Raw genomic sequence first — 17,189 nt, 5'->3', positions numbered from 1 at the left:
GATTGAGTCATGAGTAAACCTCGTATCCCCAGCATCAAGTCCGCGCACCACGTTCAGAACAAGACCTTACCAGCGAATGAACTGATGGAAGCCCATCTATCCGTATCCCGAACTCTCGAGCTTCTGGCGGCAGACATGGACGCGCATCCAGAGCGAATGCTGCCTGTGGAGATGAGTCTGGTCGCTCGCATCTCTGCGCTGGTCGGTCAGGCAGATATTGACCTCAATTCAACGCTCTCGGCGGAAGACGAATAAATCAGGGCCGCGAACCTCGACTCGCGAACAGAGCTCTCCGACTCTAAATTCAAGTTTTGCTTTTTAGTGTATTGTTAGGTGACTAACTACCTAGAGAACGACCATGTCCAAGCTCGCAGAATTTCGCCAGCTCGAAAAACACCTCGCTGAACAACTCGAAGCTCTCGAAGCCTTGAAAGGCGATGCTGGCCTCAAGAAAGAAATCGAATTTGAAACCAAGCTGCGCGCTCTGCTTGCCGAGTACGGCTACAGCCTGCCGAACCTGATCAACCTGCTTGATCCGAAGTTTGGTCGACGCGCACCGGCAGCCGAGTCCAAGGCCAGCACTCGTAAACCACGCCAAGTGAAGATCTACAAAAATCCTCACACCGGCGAAGTCGTCGAAACTAAAGGCGGCAACCACAAGATCCTGAAAGAGTGGAAGGCAAAATACGGCACAGAGAGGGTCGAGTCTTGGCTGACCAAGTGATTTGGTTTGAGTACAAAAGTGACCCTTCACAGACTGTGTGAAAACGCACTGAAGGTCAGCCCAACAAATGCCTCTACTTGCTCGGGGCGTTTGTTTTTGTGCGGACGACAGACGAAAAAAGTCCTTTTATCCCATTAGCGTCATCAGTTGGCGGGCCCCGAGTACGCAAATCGCATGTGTTAGGTTATAAACATTCACTGCCAAGGCCATCTCCGGTCTCGCTCCCTTCAGTTGGCGCCCCCAAGAATAGTGTTTTTGCCGCGAATTGCTCAACAGAAGCCGCCACTACAACCAGCCCACCATAGTGATGACGAGTATCTAGCTATATATTAGCAGGTGTTAGTGCGCCTAGGTCTAAACCCGCCCTCGATCCTCAAAAATTATGGGCAAACCAAGGGCAGCAAGGCTGCCTCACAGGAGGCGTATCGGATACTCAATAAACATTCTGATCTCGTTCATATCTGGGCCAACTTCATTATCCGTCCGGTAGAACGAATTCCTCAGTCTTAGCGACAAATCCTTGAACCGCCCATCCTGAACAACATACTTAACCTGGTTGAAAATCTCCCGTTCTGTTCTATCGCTCGAATTATCTGCAGCAATGTTCGAACCATATCCATATGCAAATTTATAGGTCAGTCCAGGTAGACCAAACTCTGAAAAGCTATATCCATAACTCGCCACCCAAGAACGCTCGTTGTTTAAGTTAAAGTCTGAGTAGAGAGAGTTTGCAACCCACAGCGCTCCTCCATCACCAAAATCATAGGCGTAGCCGGTGTCGCCACTATTGCGCTGTTGAGAAAGCTGGAAGGTATGCGGCCCTACACCATATATCGCGGCCAGACTCCAGATTGTATTGCGGTTATTTTTCCCATCCCCACCCATCACTATCGCGGACACGGCACCATCGTCGTATTTTGTGCGGTACATGCTAAAGTCAAGTGTCAACAACTCGTGGGGGCTAAGTTGCATCACCCACTTGCCATTGGTGTACCACTTATTATATTGGCTTTCCACATCCGAATGATAAAGCATGAAGCTTAATTGTTCATTGACACTGTAACGTCCTCCTAAAAACTCTGTAGAGCGCAACCGCGCCGAGTCACGGGCAGGTTCCCCTGTCTCGCTTTCGGCAGTGAAATGTCCAGCATTGAGCTCAAGCCCAGGAATCTCTTTGCTTATGATCGATGTGCCAGTGAAAGCTTGCGGCAGAAGCCTGATATCGGAGTAGGTGAGAATCGGAAGTAGTGGAAATTGAGTGCCATGCTTTAGGATAGTATTAGACACACGAAGTTTCACTGCTGCACCAGCTTCAAACAATTCATCAACTGGCCGACCATCACTATCGGTGTCAAAAAATTCTGAAAAATTTCTTCCACGACCGCTATCCAGTTTTACTCCCGACAAAACATAGGCATCCGCGCCTAACCCAACAGTGCCTTGTGTGAAACCAGATTGGAAGTTACCAATAAACCCTTGGCCCCACACCTTAACGTCATTGGTATTGTCTTCATAATTTCGAACGAAATATGCATTTCTGAAAAGCAAACTTGCAGATGAGTCATCAACAAACCCTTTCGAATCTGATTGATTGCTGGCGGCGACCGAAAAACTTAGGGCGCAAGGTATTGCGCACAATAATGTGCTAAGGAGCTTGATTTGCATAGCAGACACTCTTAATTATTGTTATTAAATGGCGGAGGATGTATCGATTGCAAAGATCTATTTTTTATTACAATATTTTTGTAGTTTAGTATCTATTGCAATTGAATAAACACAAGTGCAGGCTGGAAGCTTGGCGACCCGCAACGCAAGCCCTGGACAGTGGGGCGCTCCTTATAACGGTAGCTTTGAAAGTGCAGATAAGGTCTTGCAGTGCTGCTTGAAGCAATCCGGTCGGACGTCGGATCTTCCGACCACTTGACCTAGAATAAACATATACAGTCTAGATGTAAAATGAAATATTTGCGAGAAGCCCTCCTCAGCGATTAGCTCGCGGGCTGCTCAAAAATGGTTGACGCTTGCAGGGAGCTGTGGGGGACGCTCTCAAGGAGGGTAATTGCTCTAATGGTCGACAAGAGGGGGCTTTGACTGGAAGGGGTAGGGCACAATCGGCGACTAACGAGTGCGACCTCGGGAGTTGGTGCGAATTGGTCTAAAGGCTAACCGCGATGCCAATGACTTAGCCAAAAGCGGCGTTCACGACGAGCCGTAATCTGCCCTGATTGATGTTAATCATCTCTGCTAGGCCGATACGCAGCAACTTTCTAGGCGACATAAGCGCATCATCAGAGTAACAGGGTAGCCCAAGTGAACGTTTCTTCGGCATGCTCCAGCATTGCTTGCCTCGCGTCTTCACCATCACCACTCGCGATGGCCGCCATGATCCCGTCATGGCAAGATCCTGCAATTTTCTTTAATTCCCTCGGCTTCTCTATCGCGAGAATTACCTCTGTCAGGATTCGCTGGATTTCGATCTCCCCTCTGATCAGGCTTTGCGATTTTGACGCTTCCGCTATGAGCCCATGGAATCGGACGTCCGCGAAACGTGTATCTGGTAGCTTAGGGAGCAATTCATCGAATGTGTGGGCTGCAAGTTGAATTCTCGTAATCTCATTGGCATCAGCTCGCTTAGCTGCTAGGAAGCAGGCTTCACCGGATATGGCACGACGCCAGTCTGTAAGATCTCTAAGCTCGGTTTTTGTCATAGGCGTCCGCCTCGCCGCCTCCGCGATACGCTCACCTATGTTGCTGGCGACAAAGGTGCCTCCATTGCGCCCTCTGACGGTGTCCAGTAGCCCTAGATCCTTCATCGCAGCCAATGCCACACGAACCGTCATTAACGCGATACCAAACCCCTTTGCTAGCTCAGCTTCTGTAGGTAACTGATCTCCAGGGCGTAGTTCGCCTGTAAAAATAGCTTCTCGGAGTCGTAGGGCGACCAGATCTGGCGTAGATCGCACCTGAGTTGGAAGGGGGGCTAAAAAATTCATTTGACCTCTAGACAATAGATGTTAATCTTCCGGCTCGTTCGCAGCTTGCCATCGGTGATGTACGTAGCTGCTTTTACAGAAAAATAATGAAGGATAGTGCCTGAAATGGCCATTAGAACCAATCAAAACCTAATGGATGTCCCTAAAATCCTTGTAGTTGGGTCGTTAACACCGCCGGACGCCACTGACTGGCTGGAAAAAAAATTGCAAGAACTATCCAGCAACGTCCTCATCACGCTCACGCGTAACGGAGCCGAGTATATCTTCGTTGAAGCCTCCGCATCTAACAGCACTGCAGAAGCGTTGATCGATCAAGTGGCTGGTCTGCTTTTACTAGGCGGTGGCGATGCAGATCCTTCCTGTTATGGTCAAGTGCCCATTACAGACACAATGTATGCCATCAATTTAGACGCCGACAGATTCGAACTCGATTTGATTTTGCAAGCAAGAACTGTAGGTAAGCCTATCTTCGGTATCTGCAGAGGGATGCAATTAATCAATATTGCGTTCGGGGGAGATATGATTCAGGAGATTGGCCCAGGTTGCCATAACGGTAACTTGGATAACTCCAGCATGGTTTCACATCCAGTGACGATTAAGCCCGGATCAAAGCTCCACGCAGTCTACGGCACTCCACAACTCACTATTCGGTCAGCCCATCATCAAGCTGTTGCAAGAGTAGGCGAGGGGCTGAAAGTCACTGCACAGGCGCCCGATGGTTTGGTAGAAGCCATTGAAGCTACCAGTGAGAGCTGGATTGTTGGCGTACAATGGCACCCTGAAGAAAACGAGGCAACTAAAGAAGATTTTGATATGCTAATTAACGCATTCCTTAATGCAGCAAGAGTTTATAGAGAACTCGATCAGATACATTTCAGTGAGCCTGTAATAAGCGCAATCTAACTTTTGAAAGTGGCAGAGAGTTAGTTGAGTAGTTGTTCGGACGCATTTACCGAATTCAAAAATACTCTCCTATCCTTTTGTCGTCCCGCAGTAAGGAGGCTCCTGTATCAACTGGGGGAGACGGTCTCTTGTGGTAGGCGGCTAATTCGCGGCACAAGGGAAACTAGTATTTTTTCGAACAAAAATAAGAAGGTATTATGAATAATGATCATGTTATGTCTGTGTCAGATAATGGCATTAAAGACAACGACTTAAAGCGACGACTTGAAAACCGCCACATCCAATTGATTTCGATCAGTGGGGCTATAGGTACTGGGCTGTTCATGGGTTCCGGTAAAGTGATTGCACTTGCGGGAACGTCCATCATCCTAGTGTACGCAATCATCGGGTTTTTCATTTATTGTGTGATGCGCGCAATGGGAGAAATGCTGCTATCAAACCTGAAATTCAACTCCTTTGCCGATATTGTGACCGAGTACCTGGGGCAGCAGGCTGGTTTCAGCCTGGCATGGACATATTGGTTGTGCTGGTGCGTCGCAGCGGTTGCCGACATGATAATGGTTGCTGGATTCTTTCAGTATTGGTACCCCGACGCCCCTTCTTGGGCGCCCGCTTTTATTACTGCAGGCATCCTGATTGCGCTAAATCTGTTGACGGTTAAGGTGTTCGGTGAAGTGGAGTTCTGGCTCGGTATTGTGAAAATCCTTGCCATCGTTGCTCTCGTTCTCACAAGTGTAATGCTGGTGCTGAACTCCTTCGTTTCTCCTAGCGGTGTCACTGCCTCTTTTTCTCACCTGATTGAGCCTGGCTCCATCTTGCCGCACGGAATTATGGGCTTCTTCGCCGGATTCCAGATAGCCGTTTTCTCGTTCAATGGTACCGAGTTGATCGGCACCACTGCCGCTGAGGCCAAAGACCCTGAGAGAACGATCAAAAGGGCAATCAATACTATCCCTTTCCGTATCCTGCTTTTCTATGTGCTCGCGCTTGCTGGGATCATTAGCGTGATCTCGTGGGCTCAAGTTCCTTCGAATCGGAGCCCTTTCGTTGAGCTTTTCCTGTTTTCAGGGCTCCCTGCCGCCGCCGGCATTATCAACTTCGTCGTTTTGACCTCGGCAGCCTCATCCGCTAACAGCGGCGTTTACTCAGCAGCGCGAATGCTGTTTAGTCTATCCAAAAACAAACGTGCGCCCGTCGTTCTAGGTCGCATAACTAAAGGTGGCGTCCCCGGTAATGCCATCGTCTTCACCGGCGTCACTATTTTTATTGGTCTCGCACTATTGTTCTTCATTCCTGAAGTGATGACTATTTTTACCTTGGTTTCCACAGTGGCCGCTGTCGCCGGACTCTATACGTGGTCGATGATCATTCTTTCCTACGTGGTCTATAGGAAGAGAAATCCCAGCGCCCATTTGAGTTCGTCCTTCAAGTTCCCCGGCGGCGTTCCCATGGCGATTATCGTTCAAGGATTCATCATCTTCATCCTTTGCTTGCTTTTCTTGGAGTCTGATACACGAACTGCATTGTATGTAATGCCGTACTGGTTTATCTTTTTGGTGCTTCTGTATAAGTATAAACACAAAAAGAACGTTGAAAACGATGAGAAAACTCCTGTCACCTGTGCATAAGCTTTTTTCCTGCCTATAGTAAGGTGTAGTATAGCTTTAGAGTAATGAGAGGAGCCGTACCACAAGCTTCCTTACGTCTTTTACCTAAGGCGCTTTAGTAGGCGCCTTTTTGATTACAATGTGTCGGCGTTCCTTCCATCCAACAACTCTGCATAGAGAAACCGCTGGCTTGGTAATGGAATGCTTGGCCAATCAATGAGGGTTATGAAATATCTTTGTCGGGGGGGGCATTGGTTCTGAGTTCACCTCGATTCTTCAATTTCAGCACACTCATATTTTTTTGATCTGGCGCGGCGTGATGAAGGAGGTTGCAACAGATTCATTAGCACACTGTTCTGCCCCGATCCTAAACGACGTGAACTTTCGGGGCAAACCTGTGGCCCTGAACTTTTGCTATACCTCGCTGCGAGCCGCTGTATGCGATTACCCAAAAGTTAATGAATTTTCCTGAATGCCAGCTTCTGATGGAGGCTACACTTTACATGGCATCGAGTAACGCTGTGGCGCTGTCGCCACTTCCAATAAAGTCGGTCAGAATGACAAAACTCCTGACTTTCGATTTTCGTACATTTTCTGCTGTCGGATGGAATAAGAATGTAACCGCTCCATGAACTACACATTCAAAGCTGCCAAGTGATCCCGGATGCTGTGCTCCCAATTTCTTTCTGGAGCCGTCCGCCATGATGCGACCCGATGCAAAAGTTGAAAAAGTGTATCTGTCCCCCAAACCTGTCGACTTCCGAAAATCCATCGACGGCCTGGCTGCGCTGGTCGAGTTGGACATTAAGGTCGCAGTTTTTGACCCCGTGCTTTTCGTTTTCCTCAACAAGCCCCGCAACCGAGTGAAGATTTTATATTGGGAGCGCAATGGCTTTTGCCTATGGCTCAAACGGCTGGAGTCCGAGCGATTCAAAGCATCACCCGATGTCACCGATGAGGCAATTGTCCTGACCGTCCAGGAACTCAACTGGTTGCTCGACGGTTTTGACCTCTGGCGTAACCGTCCCCATCAGGTTTTGACGCCACGATTCGTGGCCTGATTCGGTATAATCCTGGGCATGATTTCGATGCCCAAAGACCTTCCTGACGACCCCGCGCTGCTCAAGCAATTGCTAGAGCAGATGCTGATTGAGCGCGAGTCTAACAAGGGCCGCATCGTTCATCTTGAAGAAGAAAACGCGCTGCTGCGCCAGCGCTTGTTCGGACGTAAGTCCGAGCAGACAGCCGATCTGGCAACGCCTCAGCTAGCCCTTTTCAACGAGGCGGAAAGTATCGCCAAGCCTGTCGACGAAAACGCTGAAGAAGAGGTTGTCGCTCCGGCCAAACGTCGCGGCAAACGCAAGCCGCTACCTGCCGACCTACCACGTATCGAAGTCATCCACGAACTTCCCGAGCATGAACTGACTTGCGTCTGCGGCTGCCGCAAACACGCCATTGGCGAGGAAGTCAGCGAGCAGCTTGAAATCGTGCCGATGCAGATCCGTGTGATCAAACACGTTCGAAAAGTTTACGGTTGCCGCGACTGCGAGACGGCACCGGTCACTGCGGATAAGCCGGCTCAACTGATTGAAAAAAGCATGGCCAGCCCAAGTGTACTGGCGATGCTGCTGACCACCAAGTAGTGCCGTATGTTTGTTGAAACGCAAAAAGTGCAACCTAAAGGAAAGACAGGTCGTGCGGACGTCGCGTTGAAGCTGATCAGCAAGCTATACGGCATCGAGATCGCCTACAAAGAGAGTAGCGATGAGGGTCGGAAAAAAGGACGTCAGGATTTGAGTCTCAAGGTGATGAGTGAGCTGAAGGCCTGGGTGGAGAAAACGCTCCCATACATGACCACGCAGAATGCACTTGGCAAGGCTGTTACCTACTTGGCAAACAACTGGAACAAACTGGAACGGTACGTCGAGCAAGGCTACCTGCCAATCGACAACAACACCGCCGAACGTGCGATCCGGCCCTTCGTCATCGGAAGGAAGGACTGGTTGTTCAGCGATACGCCCAAAGGCGCGACGGCGAGTGCTCAACTCTACAGCCTGGTCGAGACCGCCAAAGCCAACGGCCAAGAGCCTTATGCGTGGCTGCGCCACGCACTGGAGCGCCTGCCACAGGCATCCTCGATCGAAGATTACGAAGCCCTGTTGCCGTGGAACTGCAAGCCTCGACCCCACAGCTAAACGCGCCGGCCACTTTTGACTAGGTGGGGTTTATGGAGCGCTTACCATGCATTTTGATGTTACCGATGATGAACTCAAGGCCCGAGATGGGCTTGATGTTTCCGACGTTAGAATGATAGATATTCCCGTGCCTGGATTAGAGCAACTTAAGACATCCGCAGAGTACGTATGGCAAGAAAATTCGGATACCGAATCACGTTCGTGGTATGCAGGTGCTACCTACACATTGTCGAGCGCGCCATGGACGCCTAATTTAACGTACCGGTATTCTGAATTTTCTCAGAACCATGATTCGTTACTTTATGGTTATGGTGGTGATTTGGGTACGTGGGTACAAGGTGAAATCGTTGGTAACTCAATGTTATTCAACACCAATCAGCGAACATCAATGGTCAAGTTTGGTTTGCATCCGAATGAAGCTCTCACTGCAGGGATTGCTTATTATGACTTTTCTTTTTATCAGAGGCCGGATGGCATAAGCCATTCAGATTTTTCCAAAGAAACCAATTTGTTTATCGATTGGATGCCAAATAATAACCTGGCTATTGGCGCAGTTATGGGGGTGGGAAAACCTGGTGAGGGAGCGAAGGAATACCTTGGCAGTAATGCAACTTCTTTTTTATTTGAAACTTATTTTATATATTCTTTTTAGGGATTCATCTGTATGCTGGGTTTTTAGTTGATTCTATGGTCTTGGTTTCGCCCGGTACACGTCATGCTTACACAACTCTAGGGAACTACTACATCTAGATGCTATCGATTAGTTTATAGAAATTAATAGCGTGACAATTAGAGCAGGCTGTTTTATGGCTGGCAACAAAATGGCTTGCGTGTCTAGAGCATACACGCAAGCCGTTATTGTTAGGCGTAGATCAGACGGATGATGTCCTTAGTGGTTTCAATGTAGCCGTTGACGTCTTCGTCGGTCATCGGGAGTGTGAGACCCACTTGGCCACGGTGTACCGGGTAGTAGCCGCGAGTCGCCATTTCGAGTGCGTAGATACCCATGCTGTTTTCATCGATTTTATGCCAATAGTCACGATGTGTGTTGATAGTCTGGCCAAGCTCTTTCGTGAATGCATATGCGAATACCGAAAAGGAGCCGAAAACGGTAAATGGATATTTGGACTCTTTGGCCCAAGTATTCAGTTCGGACTTAATCTTCGCTGCCATTTCGTTGAGTCGCGCATAAGCATTCTCATCCATGGCTTTAAGGCAGGCAATGCCAGCAGCACAGGCCAATGGATGACCATGGTGGGTGCCAGAGATCATAACCTGGTTTTCTTCAATAACGCGGAAGACCTCTTTGCTGCCGCCAACTGCCCCGATGGGTAGGCCACCACCGATCATTTTCCCAAGGACTGTCAAGTCAGGCTTGATTTGATACTCGCTTTGCAGCCCTTTGAAATTCGCACGGAGTGTAATCGTCTCATCAGCGATGAGCAGAATGCCCAGCTCTTTAGTAAGAGCCCTAAGCTTTTGTACGAAGGTTTTATCCAGCTCTACAATTCCGCCCGCGCAAGTTTGTAATTCCATGATCAAACATGCAATTTCGTCCGCGTTGCCACGAAGAACTTTTTTCGCAAGACTCAAAATCGTTTTGAGTCAGAACGATGACGTTGTCGCTTTTGTAGGCAGGAATCCCGTCGGAATCTGGAAGCGCTTTTGGATTTGAGTCGGGGCCGGGAAAATTGTTTGGGTTAGGGTGGGCGGAAATGGCCAAGTCATCCGAAAAACCGTGATACCCCCCCTCAAATTTGGCAATTTTTTTACGGGCTGTATAGCCTCTGGCGATACGGACGGCACTCAAACATGCCTCGCTAGCGGAGCAAAAAAACTTTACTTGCTCAACCGAGTCGATGCGCTCACAAATCAGCTTTGCCAGATCGAGTTCATGATTGGTAGGATTACCGAATGAGAAACCATTGGGTAACGTTTCTTGGATTGCATTTATTATCGCTGGGTGATTATGACCCAGTACATTGGTTGCAAAATTGTTATTGAGGTCGAGAAGTTTTTTACCTTCAATGGTATGAAGGTACTGAGCTTCGCCTTTATCGACGAAAATCGCATGCGGGCCATAGCCAAATGTGCGCCTGCTAAAACCTCCTGGAATATATTCCTTTCCTTTCGAGGTTTCTTCCTTGGAAAGAGAAAAGGCTTCAGAGAAATTTTTAAGCGATTGCTGGTAATTAAGCTTCATGGCTATTTCCAAATGTACTTAAATTATGGTTGTTTTAAATGAATCTCAGACTTTGCCAATATTTTTATGCACATTACAAATTTGATCTCAACACCAGAGTTGACGCTCATGAGGGTTCGTGGTCTCCTCATTGATACAGCTTCGGCTTCTGTGCACTTGACGAAAGCTAAGGTCATAGTATTTTCACAATAAGTATTTGAGCAATGGGGATTTATAGATCGCTTGATCAGCATTTGTGATTGCTGATTGTTTCCAAAAAATTGCGAGATCTATGTGGATTGGCCGTTCAAATGCATACGCCAGTGAAATCCATTGTTCAAACTCAAATGGAATAAGGCTGCCAACTGAAAAGCATGGCGCCCTGCATGGTGGAATAGGTAAGGGCCGGAATCGCAGTATTTTAAAGTGTTACCCCTCAAAGCGATTTGTTACCGTCTGCGTCTTAGCTGCCCACTATCAAGCGGGTTTTTCGTTGAGTCGCCAAGCAGTCGCAGTTCTTGGAGAATGAACTACGGCGTCGCTGAGGGCATTTGGGGGGAATACAAGCTTCGTCCAGATGCTGTATTGAGATAAATTTGAGCGATTCGCCCTGATTGGGTGCATTATTCATTCAGCCAACCGAGCCAGGTTCCGCAGGTCGGGTAGGGCTTCGATGCTTTTTCGCGAATGCAGTGATTCGCATGATTTTTGCAAGGGAGCTATTCCACAAGCTCCGTGAGTAGCAGGTACCCGCAATGGACACAAGACAGCTTCACTTGGCAACCCGGCTTGCTGAGACCCTTCATTTTGGTAAGGCAGCCGAGATCGAGAACATTGCTCAATCTGGCCTCAGCGCCCAAATTGCTAAGCTTGAGAGTGAGCTGGGATTCAGATTATTTGAACGTACCAGTCATCGTGTTTCCCTGACTGAGGCAGGTCAGACATTCATAGATCAGGCTCGCACGCTCTTAGGGAGCATGAACAATACAATCCTAGAATGCCGAGCCCTAGCTGAAAATAGTCGTGGTGTCCTGAAGTTAGGTTTTTTTGGTGATGCTGCGGGTGAGCTTACCCACCTTATTTTCACTCTCTTTCAACAGAGTAATCCTGGTATTCGGTTGGTGTTTACTGAGCTGTCCATGACAAATCAGGTGCAAGCGCTCATTTCTGGCAAGGTAGATGCTGCGCTCGTTAGATTACCGATTTGCGATCCGCGCCTTGAGCTCGATGTGATGTTTGATGAGCCACGAGTCGCTGCCGTACCGGCCAATCATGAAATGGCGCATGCCTCGATCCTCTCTATTTCAGACTTGATCGAGCAACCATTCGCGGTAGCGGGTGAGGGGGCTCCCATAGAGTGGGCTGATTATTGGAGTTTGGGTTCGGAGCGGCATGAGGCGTGCCGGATCGGAGCTTATGTCCAGTCGATTCCTGAGAGCTTGGCTGCTGTTGCCTATGGTGGTGCGTTTGACACGTTCCCGCTGACAGCCACTCGCTTATTCAGCCACCCAGGTGTGCGCTACGTACCTCTAGCTGACGCTCCACGCAGCTCATTGGCTTTGGCAACACTTGCTGGTAACAGATCGCCATTAGTTCGATCGCTTCGACGCTGTGTGGCAGAGACACTGGAGAGCTCTCTTTCTTGCATTCCTGAGGCTCGTCGCAGCGAAGTTGCCTAATTGCTCGCGAGCCCCAAGAGGGTGTGCGCTTAACCCTCCAGTCAATTTGCAAACTGGAGGGTGTGTGCTTAGAAGGGATAGTGCCGGGGGTGCCGCTGAACGGATACCCATTGAGTGGTTGTGAACTCATCAATTGCCCAGTCGCCGTTGAATCTGCCTAGACCCGAGTTCTTCTCCCCACCAAAAGGGACATTAGGCGCATCTGCAACCGGCATGTCATTCACGTGGGCCATACCGGAGTGAATGCGTCGAGCAAATTGTACCCCGCGTTCGATGTCACCCGAAAAAACCGCAGCGGATAGTCCAAAACGGGTAGCGTTAGCCAGCTCCAGTGCGTGATCGGCATCACGCGCACGCATTATCCCAGCGATAGGCCCGAAAATTTCTTCGTAGGCCAATTCCATGTCGGATGTCACTTCAGTGAAAACGTGAGGTGCGAATACGAGTCCTGCAGATTCGCCAGCATAAGCCAATGTTGCGCCATCCGCTTTGGCCTGTTCGATCTTATCGACTAAGCCAGCGAACTGTTTGCGGTTGATTACAGGCCCAACGGAGGTTGCCGGGTTCTTAGGATCACCGATGACTAAGTTACTAACGCGCTGAATGAACAAGGAAACAAACGAGTCGTAAATTGGCTCCTCAACAATGATTCTATTGATAGCCATACAAATTTGGCCTTGGTGGAGAAATTTGCCCACAACAGCCGCGTGAACTGCTTGCTTGAGATCCGCATCAGCTAGCACTACAAAAGGGTTGTTACCGCCTAATTCCAATGCCACATGTTTCAAATAGTCGCCGCTACCAGCTTGGCGGGCAATGTTTAGGCCAATCGGGGTTGATCCTGTGAAGGAGATAAAGCTTGGCGCAGGATGGAGAACGAAGTCGTCGCCAATCTCAGATCCAGCACCCACTACCACGCTGAGAACTCCTTCTGGCAGTCCTGCTTCTTCGAAGATGCGCGCAAGCAGTAGGCCTCCGGTGACTGGAGTGTCACTGGCAGGTTTTACAACTACGGCGTTGCCGAGAGCCAACGCCGGTGCCAGAGACCGCTGGGTAAGATGGAATGGGAAGTTCCAGGGGCTGATCACCCCGACAACGCCGAGAGGGCGTCGATAAACACGGCTTTCTTTATCAGGTACATCGGATTCCACGATTCGGCCATGAACTCGACTTGGGAATGAAGCTGCCTCCAGAGTGATAGCTTTAGCTGACGCCCATTCGATCTCCGCTTTAATCCGCGTGCTCCCTGACTCAGAAATGATCCATTCAACTAACTCATCATGGCGATCATCAAAAATCTGAGCAGCTCTTAGGAGCACTTTCGCTCGCGTAGATGGCCCCATTGCTGCCCAACCGGGTTGTGCCGCTTTCGCTTTAGCATAAGCTTCATTCAAGTCGTCCTTGTTAGCCAACGCAATTTCAAGAAGCGTTAGCTGGGTGAAGGGGTCGCTGACAGTCAACGAACGCCCTGTCCGACCTTCACGCCAAACTCCGCCGATGAGCTGCAGGTTTAGGTCGCTGTAAGGATGATTATTGTTCACATTATTCTCCAAATTTATCACGACCGTACCTTTGGATTCTGGGTCGCTTGCCATGCTGGGGCGGCACCACAACTGAGCACCACCCGTCTATATTTTCAATGTTGCTAGTGGGCAGGTAGTCGGGTCAGGAAATCGCCGGTGTCACAGGGAGATCCCGTTTGGCTCGGAATCCATTAATGACCCCCAGTAAAGCTGCTATTACAACCAACCAGGGAAGAAGCGTTGCGATACCTTCCTTGGCACCAGTCAGTTCGTCGAAATTCGCTACCGCAAGAACAACAGCAGTTGCCAGTCCACATCCGCCTAGGGTTGGAGCGATTACGCCCTGCCATTTGCTGCACTTATTAGTCTTGAAAGTGAATCCGACGACAGCAGCAGCACCCAAGGTCTGTAGGGCCAGGACTGCGAGGGTGCCAAGCCCAACCATCCACAGATAGAGGTGCTGTATCGGGTCGGCATTGGTGAGCATGAAGACCCCGACCGCGATGACGGTCGTGATCGAGAGCACAACGCTTGCAACATGTGGGCTAGCGTGTTTCGGATGTACTTGGCTGAGCTTTCGAGGTAGGAAGCTGCTGCGGGCCAGTGCGAAAAGATAACGACTCAGGGCATTGTGGAAAGAGAGTAGAACCGCGAATACACTTGTGACTACTAAGACTTTCATTATTTCTGTGGAAAGCGCGCCAACATACTGCGTGTTGGCATTGAACACGAAGTTGATCATGTCAGCGCCGGCGACACTCTGAACATCACTATTCGCATATGCCAGGCCGAGGCACCACGTCGTAAGCGTATAAAAAATACCGATGATTGCGATGGCGACATATGTAGCAAGGGGAACGGTGCGACTTGGGTTCTTCGCTTCTTCCCCATAAATGGTTGTGGACTCAAACCCTACGAAGCAGCAAAACGCGAACATCAGTGCCACCCCAAGACCAGGAGTGAATATCTGAGAAGGCATGAAGCCATTCCAAGAGAAATTCTTCGCATCCGTTTGCGCGAGGACCGCAATGTCAAAGATAAGAAGGATTAGGATCTCGAAGATCATCAGCACGCCTAACACCTTGGCTGATACCTTAACGTCCATATAGCCGAAAATTCCTACCAATCCGATGATGAGGAGGGCAATGACGCGCCAGTCCACATGCCATCCTGCAATCGAAAGAGCCAGGTCTGCTCCGAATGCGGCAAATTGACCGTAAATTCCCGTCAACATAGCGATATACGCAAGCAGCGCAATTCCGCCAGCTGCATTGCCGGCTGCTCGTCCTAGTCCGTGGGTCACTAGCTCAGCGAAGCCACCAGCGCTGATCACGTGACGACTCATCGCTGCAAAGCCAATAGCGAAAAGGAGTAGCACAAGCGAAGCAATCAGATAGATGCCTGGTGCTCCCGCACCTCCCATAGCGAAAACCACAGGGCCTGCGCCGAGGGTAGCGCCGAGCGGAGCCGCAGCTGCAATTACAAAAAAGACGATGTCGGAGACACCTAAGGATTTGGGCTTAAGCCCTTGTTGTGTCGGCTCAATTTGCATACAGGCCTCCCCTTACAGCAAGACGGGATTTGAATTGTTATTGGTAACTCGATTTTTCTCCCAGCGGTTCAGCCTGGCAATCCTCAAACGCTGATCGTTCGATCATAGCCGGTGATTGGACCAACGCTATCCGGACGGACTTATTCATGGGCGAATGCACGCGGGCGACGGATAATTTTCTTGAGTTGGTGCCCCTTGATCGGAAGTAGCGATCATTCGATCAGCAAAACGCCATTGCCAAAAATATCTCGAGTGCCAAAAAATCACCCTACCTGAAGGTGAGTTTCTGGCCGATTGGTTCTGGCATTGCTATGCGCTACCTATTGTAGAGACGCGCTTTGGTAAATATGGTTGGCAAGTGTTTTAGTATCGATTTTTCGTAAATTCCGATAATAAATATAAGATCAAGGATTAATTATGTCGATTAAATATGAAGCTAAAAAATTTGGATATACGTCGATAGCTTTCGCCGTGGGTGTATTGGCACTTCCGTTAGAATCCTGGGCTTACGAACTCTACAATCAAGACAGCCAGATACTTAACGCGAAGGTCGACGCAGTATTTGCCTCGATGCACAGTGACGAAAATTACGCAACAACTGGTACGAAGGGTTCAGGGTCTTCAAACTGGCGAGAGGGTTTCATCAAATATGGGCTGAATGGAAGCAGCATATTTCGCAATAAATCAAGTCTATACGGTGCCTTTAGCCTCCTGAGTTCAGGAACGTGGGGTGATGGCGATGCAGCGGGCTTTACAAAAGGCTCCGAGCGGCGGACTGCCGTTGAAGATGCCTATCTTGGCTGGCGTTCGGGAAGCCTTTTTCCTAGGCTTGGCGAAAACGGTATTGAAATTTCAGCCGGTCGCCAAGAGGTAATCGTTGGGGATGGTTTTTTAATTAAAGGTGATGCGCTTAGTCTAGGCGATGTCGATCTTGGTAATAACTTTGATCGGGGCGGCGCTTATTATTTAGCTCCTCGCAAAGCATTTGATGGAACTGCTGTGCTCCGTATTGGTGGAGAAAAAGGGTGGAGGGGTGACCTGATGTGGCTGGGCTCAGATAATCGAGCTCAAGCCGAAACCAAGTTAGCTGTCGCTACTTTAGAGCATGTGGCCGATGAGGGGACTTTAGGCCTCACATATATTAAAGGCCTGGATGTAGATGAACGTTTTGCTACTCCATTCCAATCAGAGCGTGACGGTATGCGAACCGTTAGCCTACGAGGAGCAGGTTCTTTAGGAATCGAGAATTTGAATCTAGCTGTCGAGTACGCGACTCAAGACAGAGACAGTGGTCGAGAAAATGCTTGGTATATGGAGGGCAGTTGGACTTTTGTATCTGTTCCATGGTCGCCCAAAGCCACATATCGGTATAGTCGCTTTTCTGAATCTTTTGACCCACTGTTCTATGGCAACAGTCGAGGATATGGCACTTGGTTTCAGGGCGAAGTGGCATCTAATTATGCAGGCCCCTTCAATAGTAATACCCGTGTTCATCACGTCGGGTTGAAAGTCACTCCACGCGAAAACCTCACAATAGGCGCGCTTTACTTCGACTTTGATCCAATTGATCGCAGCCTAGCTAACCTCGGTGGAAGAGAGTTCGATATATATGCTGAGGTGGCGGTTACGGATCATGTCTTTATCAGTCCGGTATTGGGCTTGTATAAGCCAGAGAAAGCTGCCAGCCAGGGAGGTTCGCAGTTAGGTAGTGAAGATACTAATACTTACGTACAGCTCATCGTAGGGACTTCCTTCTAGCGTGTCTTGTTTAAACGCGTCTAGCTTGATGAGTTGCTTTGTGTGAGTTTGGCATAAAGCATTCTACAGAACT

At 49.2% G+C, this 17,189-nt stretch carries 14 protein-coding genes and 1 pseudogene; 9 read left to right on the top strand and 6 right to left on the bottom strand.

The window, feature by feature from the left end; translation table 11 throughout:
* The first annotated feature begins 9 nt into the window (after positions 1 to 9).
* Together AB4O41_RS06815 and AB4O41_RS06810 are read left to right on the top strand one after the other, a co-directional pair.
* The gene (locus tag AB4O41_RS06815) at positions 10 to 255 is read left to right on the top strand and encodes a type II toxin-antitoxin system PrlF family antitoxin (RefSeq protein ID WP_460146793.1); all 246 of its coding nucleotides are present in this window, start codon (positions 10 to 12) and stop codon (positions 253 to 255) included.
* A gap of 103 nt (positions 256 to 358) precedes the next feature.
* Positions 359 to 724 (top strand): histone-like nucleoid-structuring protein, MvaT/MvaU family, encoded by a 366-nt coding sequence (locus AB4O41_RS06810; RefSeq protein ID WP_460146792.1) that lies wholly within the window; start codon positions 359 to 361, stop codon positions 722 to 724.
* A 411-nt stretch (positions 725 to 1,135) separates the two neighbouring features.
* On the opposite strand, the gene AB4O41_RS06805 is transcribed toward AB4O41_RS06810, so the two are convergent.
* The gene (locus AB4O41_RS06805) at positions 1,136 to 2,389 is read right to left on the bottom strand and encodes an OprD family outer membrane porin (RefSeq protein WP_460146791.1); all 1,254 of its coding nucleotides are present in this window, start codon (positions 2,387 to 2,389) and stop codon (positions 1,136 to 1,138) included.
* 623 nt (positions 2,390 to 3,012) lie between these two features.
* Positions 3,013 to 3,717: a FadR/GntR family transcriptional regulator gene (locus AB4O41_RS06800; protein WP_460146790.1), complete on the bottom strand. Its 705-nt coding sequence runs from the start codon at positions 3,715 to 3,717 to the stop codon at positions 3,013 to 3,015.
* 105 nt (positions 3,718 to 3,822) lie between these two features.
* On the opposite strand from AB4O41_RS06800, the gene AB4O41_RS06795 reads away from it, so the two are divergent.
* The 5 genes and pseudogenes from AB4O41_RS06795 to AB4O41_RS06775 all read left to right on the top strand — a co-directional run bounded on the left by AB4O41_RS06795 (position 3,823) and on the right by AB4O41_RS06775 (position 9,074).
* Positions 3,823 to 4,620, top strand: coding sequence for a gamma-glutamyl-gamma-aminobutyrate hydrolase family protein (locus AB4O41_RS06795; protein WP_460146789.1), 798 nt, complete (start codon positions 3,823 to 3,825; stop codon positions 4,618 to 4,620).
* A gap of 197 nt (positions 4,621 to 4,817) precedes the next feature.
* The gene (locus AB4O41_RS06790; RefSeq protein WP_460146788.1) at positions 4,818 to 6,248 is read left to right on the top strand and encodes an amino acid permease; all 1,431 of its coding nucleotides are present in this window, start codon (positions 4,818 to 4,820) and stop codon (positions 6,246 to 6,248) included.
* A gap of 680 nt (positions 6,249 to 6,928) precedes the next feature.
* Positions 6,929 to 7,288 carry an IS66 family insertion sequence element accessory protein TnpB gene (tnpB, locus tag AB4O41_RS06785; protein WP_460146787.1) on the top strand — a complete coding sequence of 120 codons (360 nt, stop codon included), beginning with the start codon at positions 6,929 to 6,931 and terminating at the stop codon, positions 7,286 to 7,288.
* A gap of 18 nt (positions 7,289 to 7,306) precedes the next feature.
* Positions 7,307 to 8,422: pseudogene (locus tag AB4O41_RS06780) on the top strand (IS66 family transposase).
* Between the two features lie 46 nt (positions 8,423 to 8,468).
* Positions 8,469 to 9,074, top strand: a complete 606-nt coding sequence (locus tag AB4O41_RS06775; RefSeq protein WP_460146786.1) for a hypothetical protein — start codon at positions 8,469 to 8,471, stop codon at positions 9,072 to 9,074.
* Positions 9,075 to 9,283: 209 nt separating this feature from the next.
* Here AB4O41_RS06775 and AB4O41_RS06770 read toward each other — a convergent pair whose 3' ends face one another.
* A complete protein-coding gene (locus tag AB4O41_RS06770; RefSeq protein ID WP_460146785.1) occupies positions 9,284 to 9,958 on the bottom strand; it encodes an aminotransferase class III-fold pyridoxal phosphate-dependent enzyme in 675 nt (224 codons plus the stop codon).
* Positions 9,915 to 10,625: an aminotransferase class III-fold pyridoxal phosphate-dependent enzyme gene (locus tag AB4O41_RS06765; RefSeq protein ID WP_460146784.1), complete on the bottom strand. Its 711-nt coding sequence runs from the start codon at positions 10,623 to 10,625 to the stop codon at positions 9,915 to 9,917. The genes AB4O41_RS06770 and AB4O41_RS06765 overlap by 44 nt, the downstream gene beginning before the upstream one ends.
* A gap of 734 nt (positions 10,626 to 11,359) precedes the next feature.
* Here AB4O41_RS06765 and AB4O41_RS06760 point away from each other — a divergent pair.
* Positions 11,360 to 12,283: a LysR family transcriptional regulator gene (locus AB4O41_RS06760; RefSeq protein ID WP_460146783.1), complete on the top strand. Its 924-nt coding sequence runs from the start codon at positions 11,360 to 11,362 to the stop codon at positions 12,281 to 12,283.
* A 68-nt stretch (positions 12,284 to 12,351) separates the two neighbouring features.
* Here AB4O41_RS06760 and AB4O41_RS06755 read toward each other — a convergent pair whose 3' ends face one another.
* Entirely contained in the window at positions 12,352 to 13,824 is a 1,473-nt protein-coding gene (locus tag AB4O41_RS06755) for an aldehyde dehydrogenase family protein (RefSeq protein ID WP_460146782.1), read from the bottom strand.
* A 124-nt stretch (positions 13,825 to 13,948) separates the two neighbouring features.
* Positions 13,949 to 15,358, bottom strand: coding sequence for an APC family permease (locus AB4O41_RS06750; protein WP_460146781.1), 1,410 nt, complete (start codon positions 15,356 to 15,358; stop codon positions 13,949 to 13,951).
* 417 nt (positions 15,359 to 15,775) lie between these two features.
* Here AB4O41_RS06750 and AB4O41_RS06745 point away from each other — a divergent pair, with 417 nt between their 5' ends.
* The gene (locus AB4O41_RS06745; RefSeq protein ID WP_460146780.1) at positions 15,776 to 17,116 is read left to right on the top strand and encodes an alginate export family protein; all 1,341 of its coding nucleotides are present in this window, start codon (positions 15,776 to 15,778) and stop codon (positions 17,114 to 17,116) included.
* Positions 17,117 to 17,189 lie beyond the last annotated feature (73 nt).

This window comes from Pseudomonas sp. S2_A02 (assembly GCF_054668495.1).
Note: the sequence above shows the minus strand (reverse complement) of the source record. Positions and strands in the feature narration are given on the sequence as shown.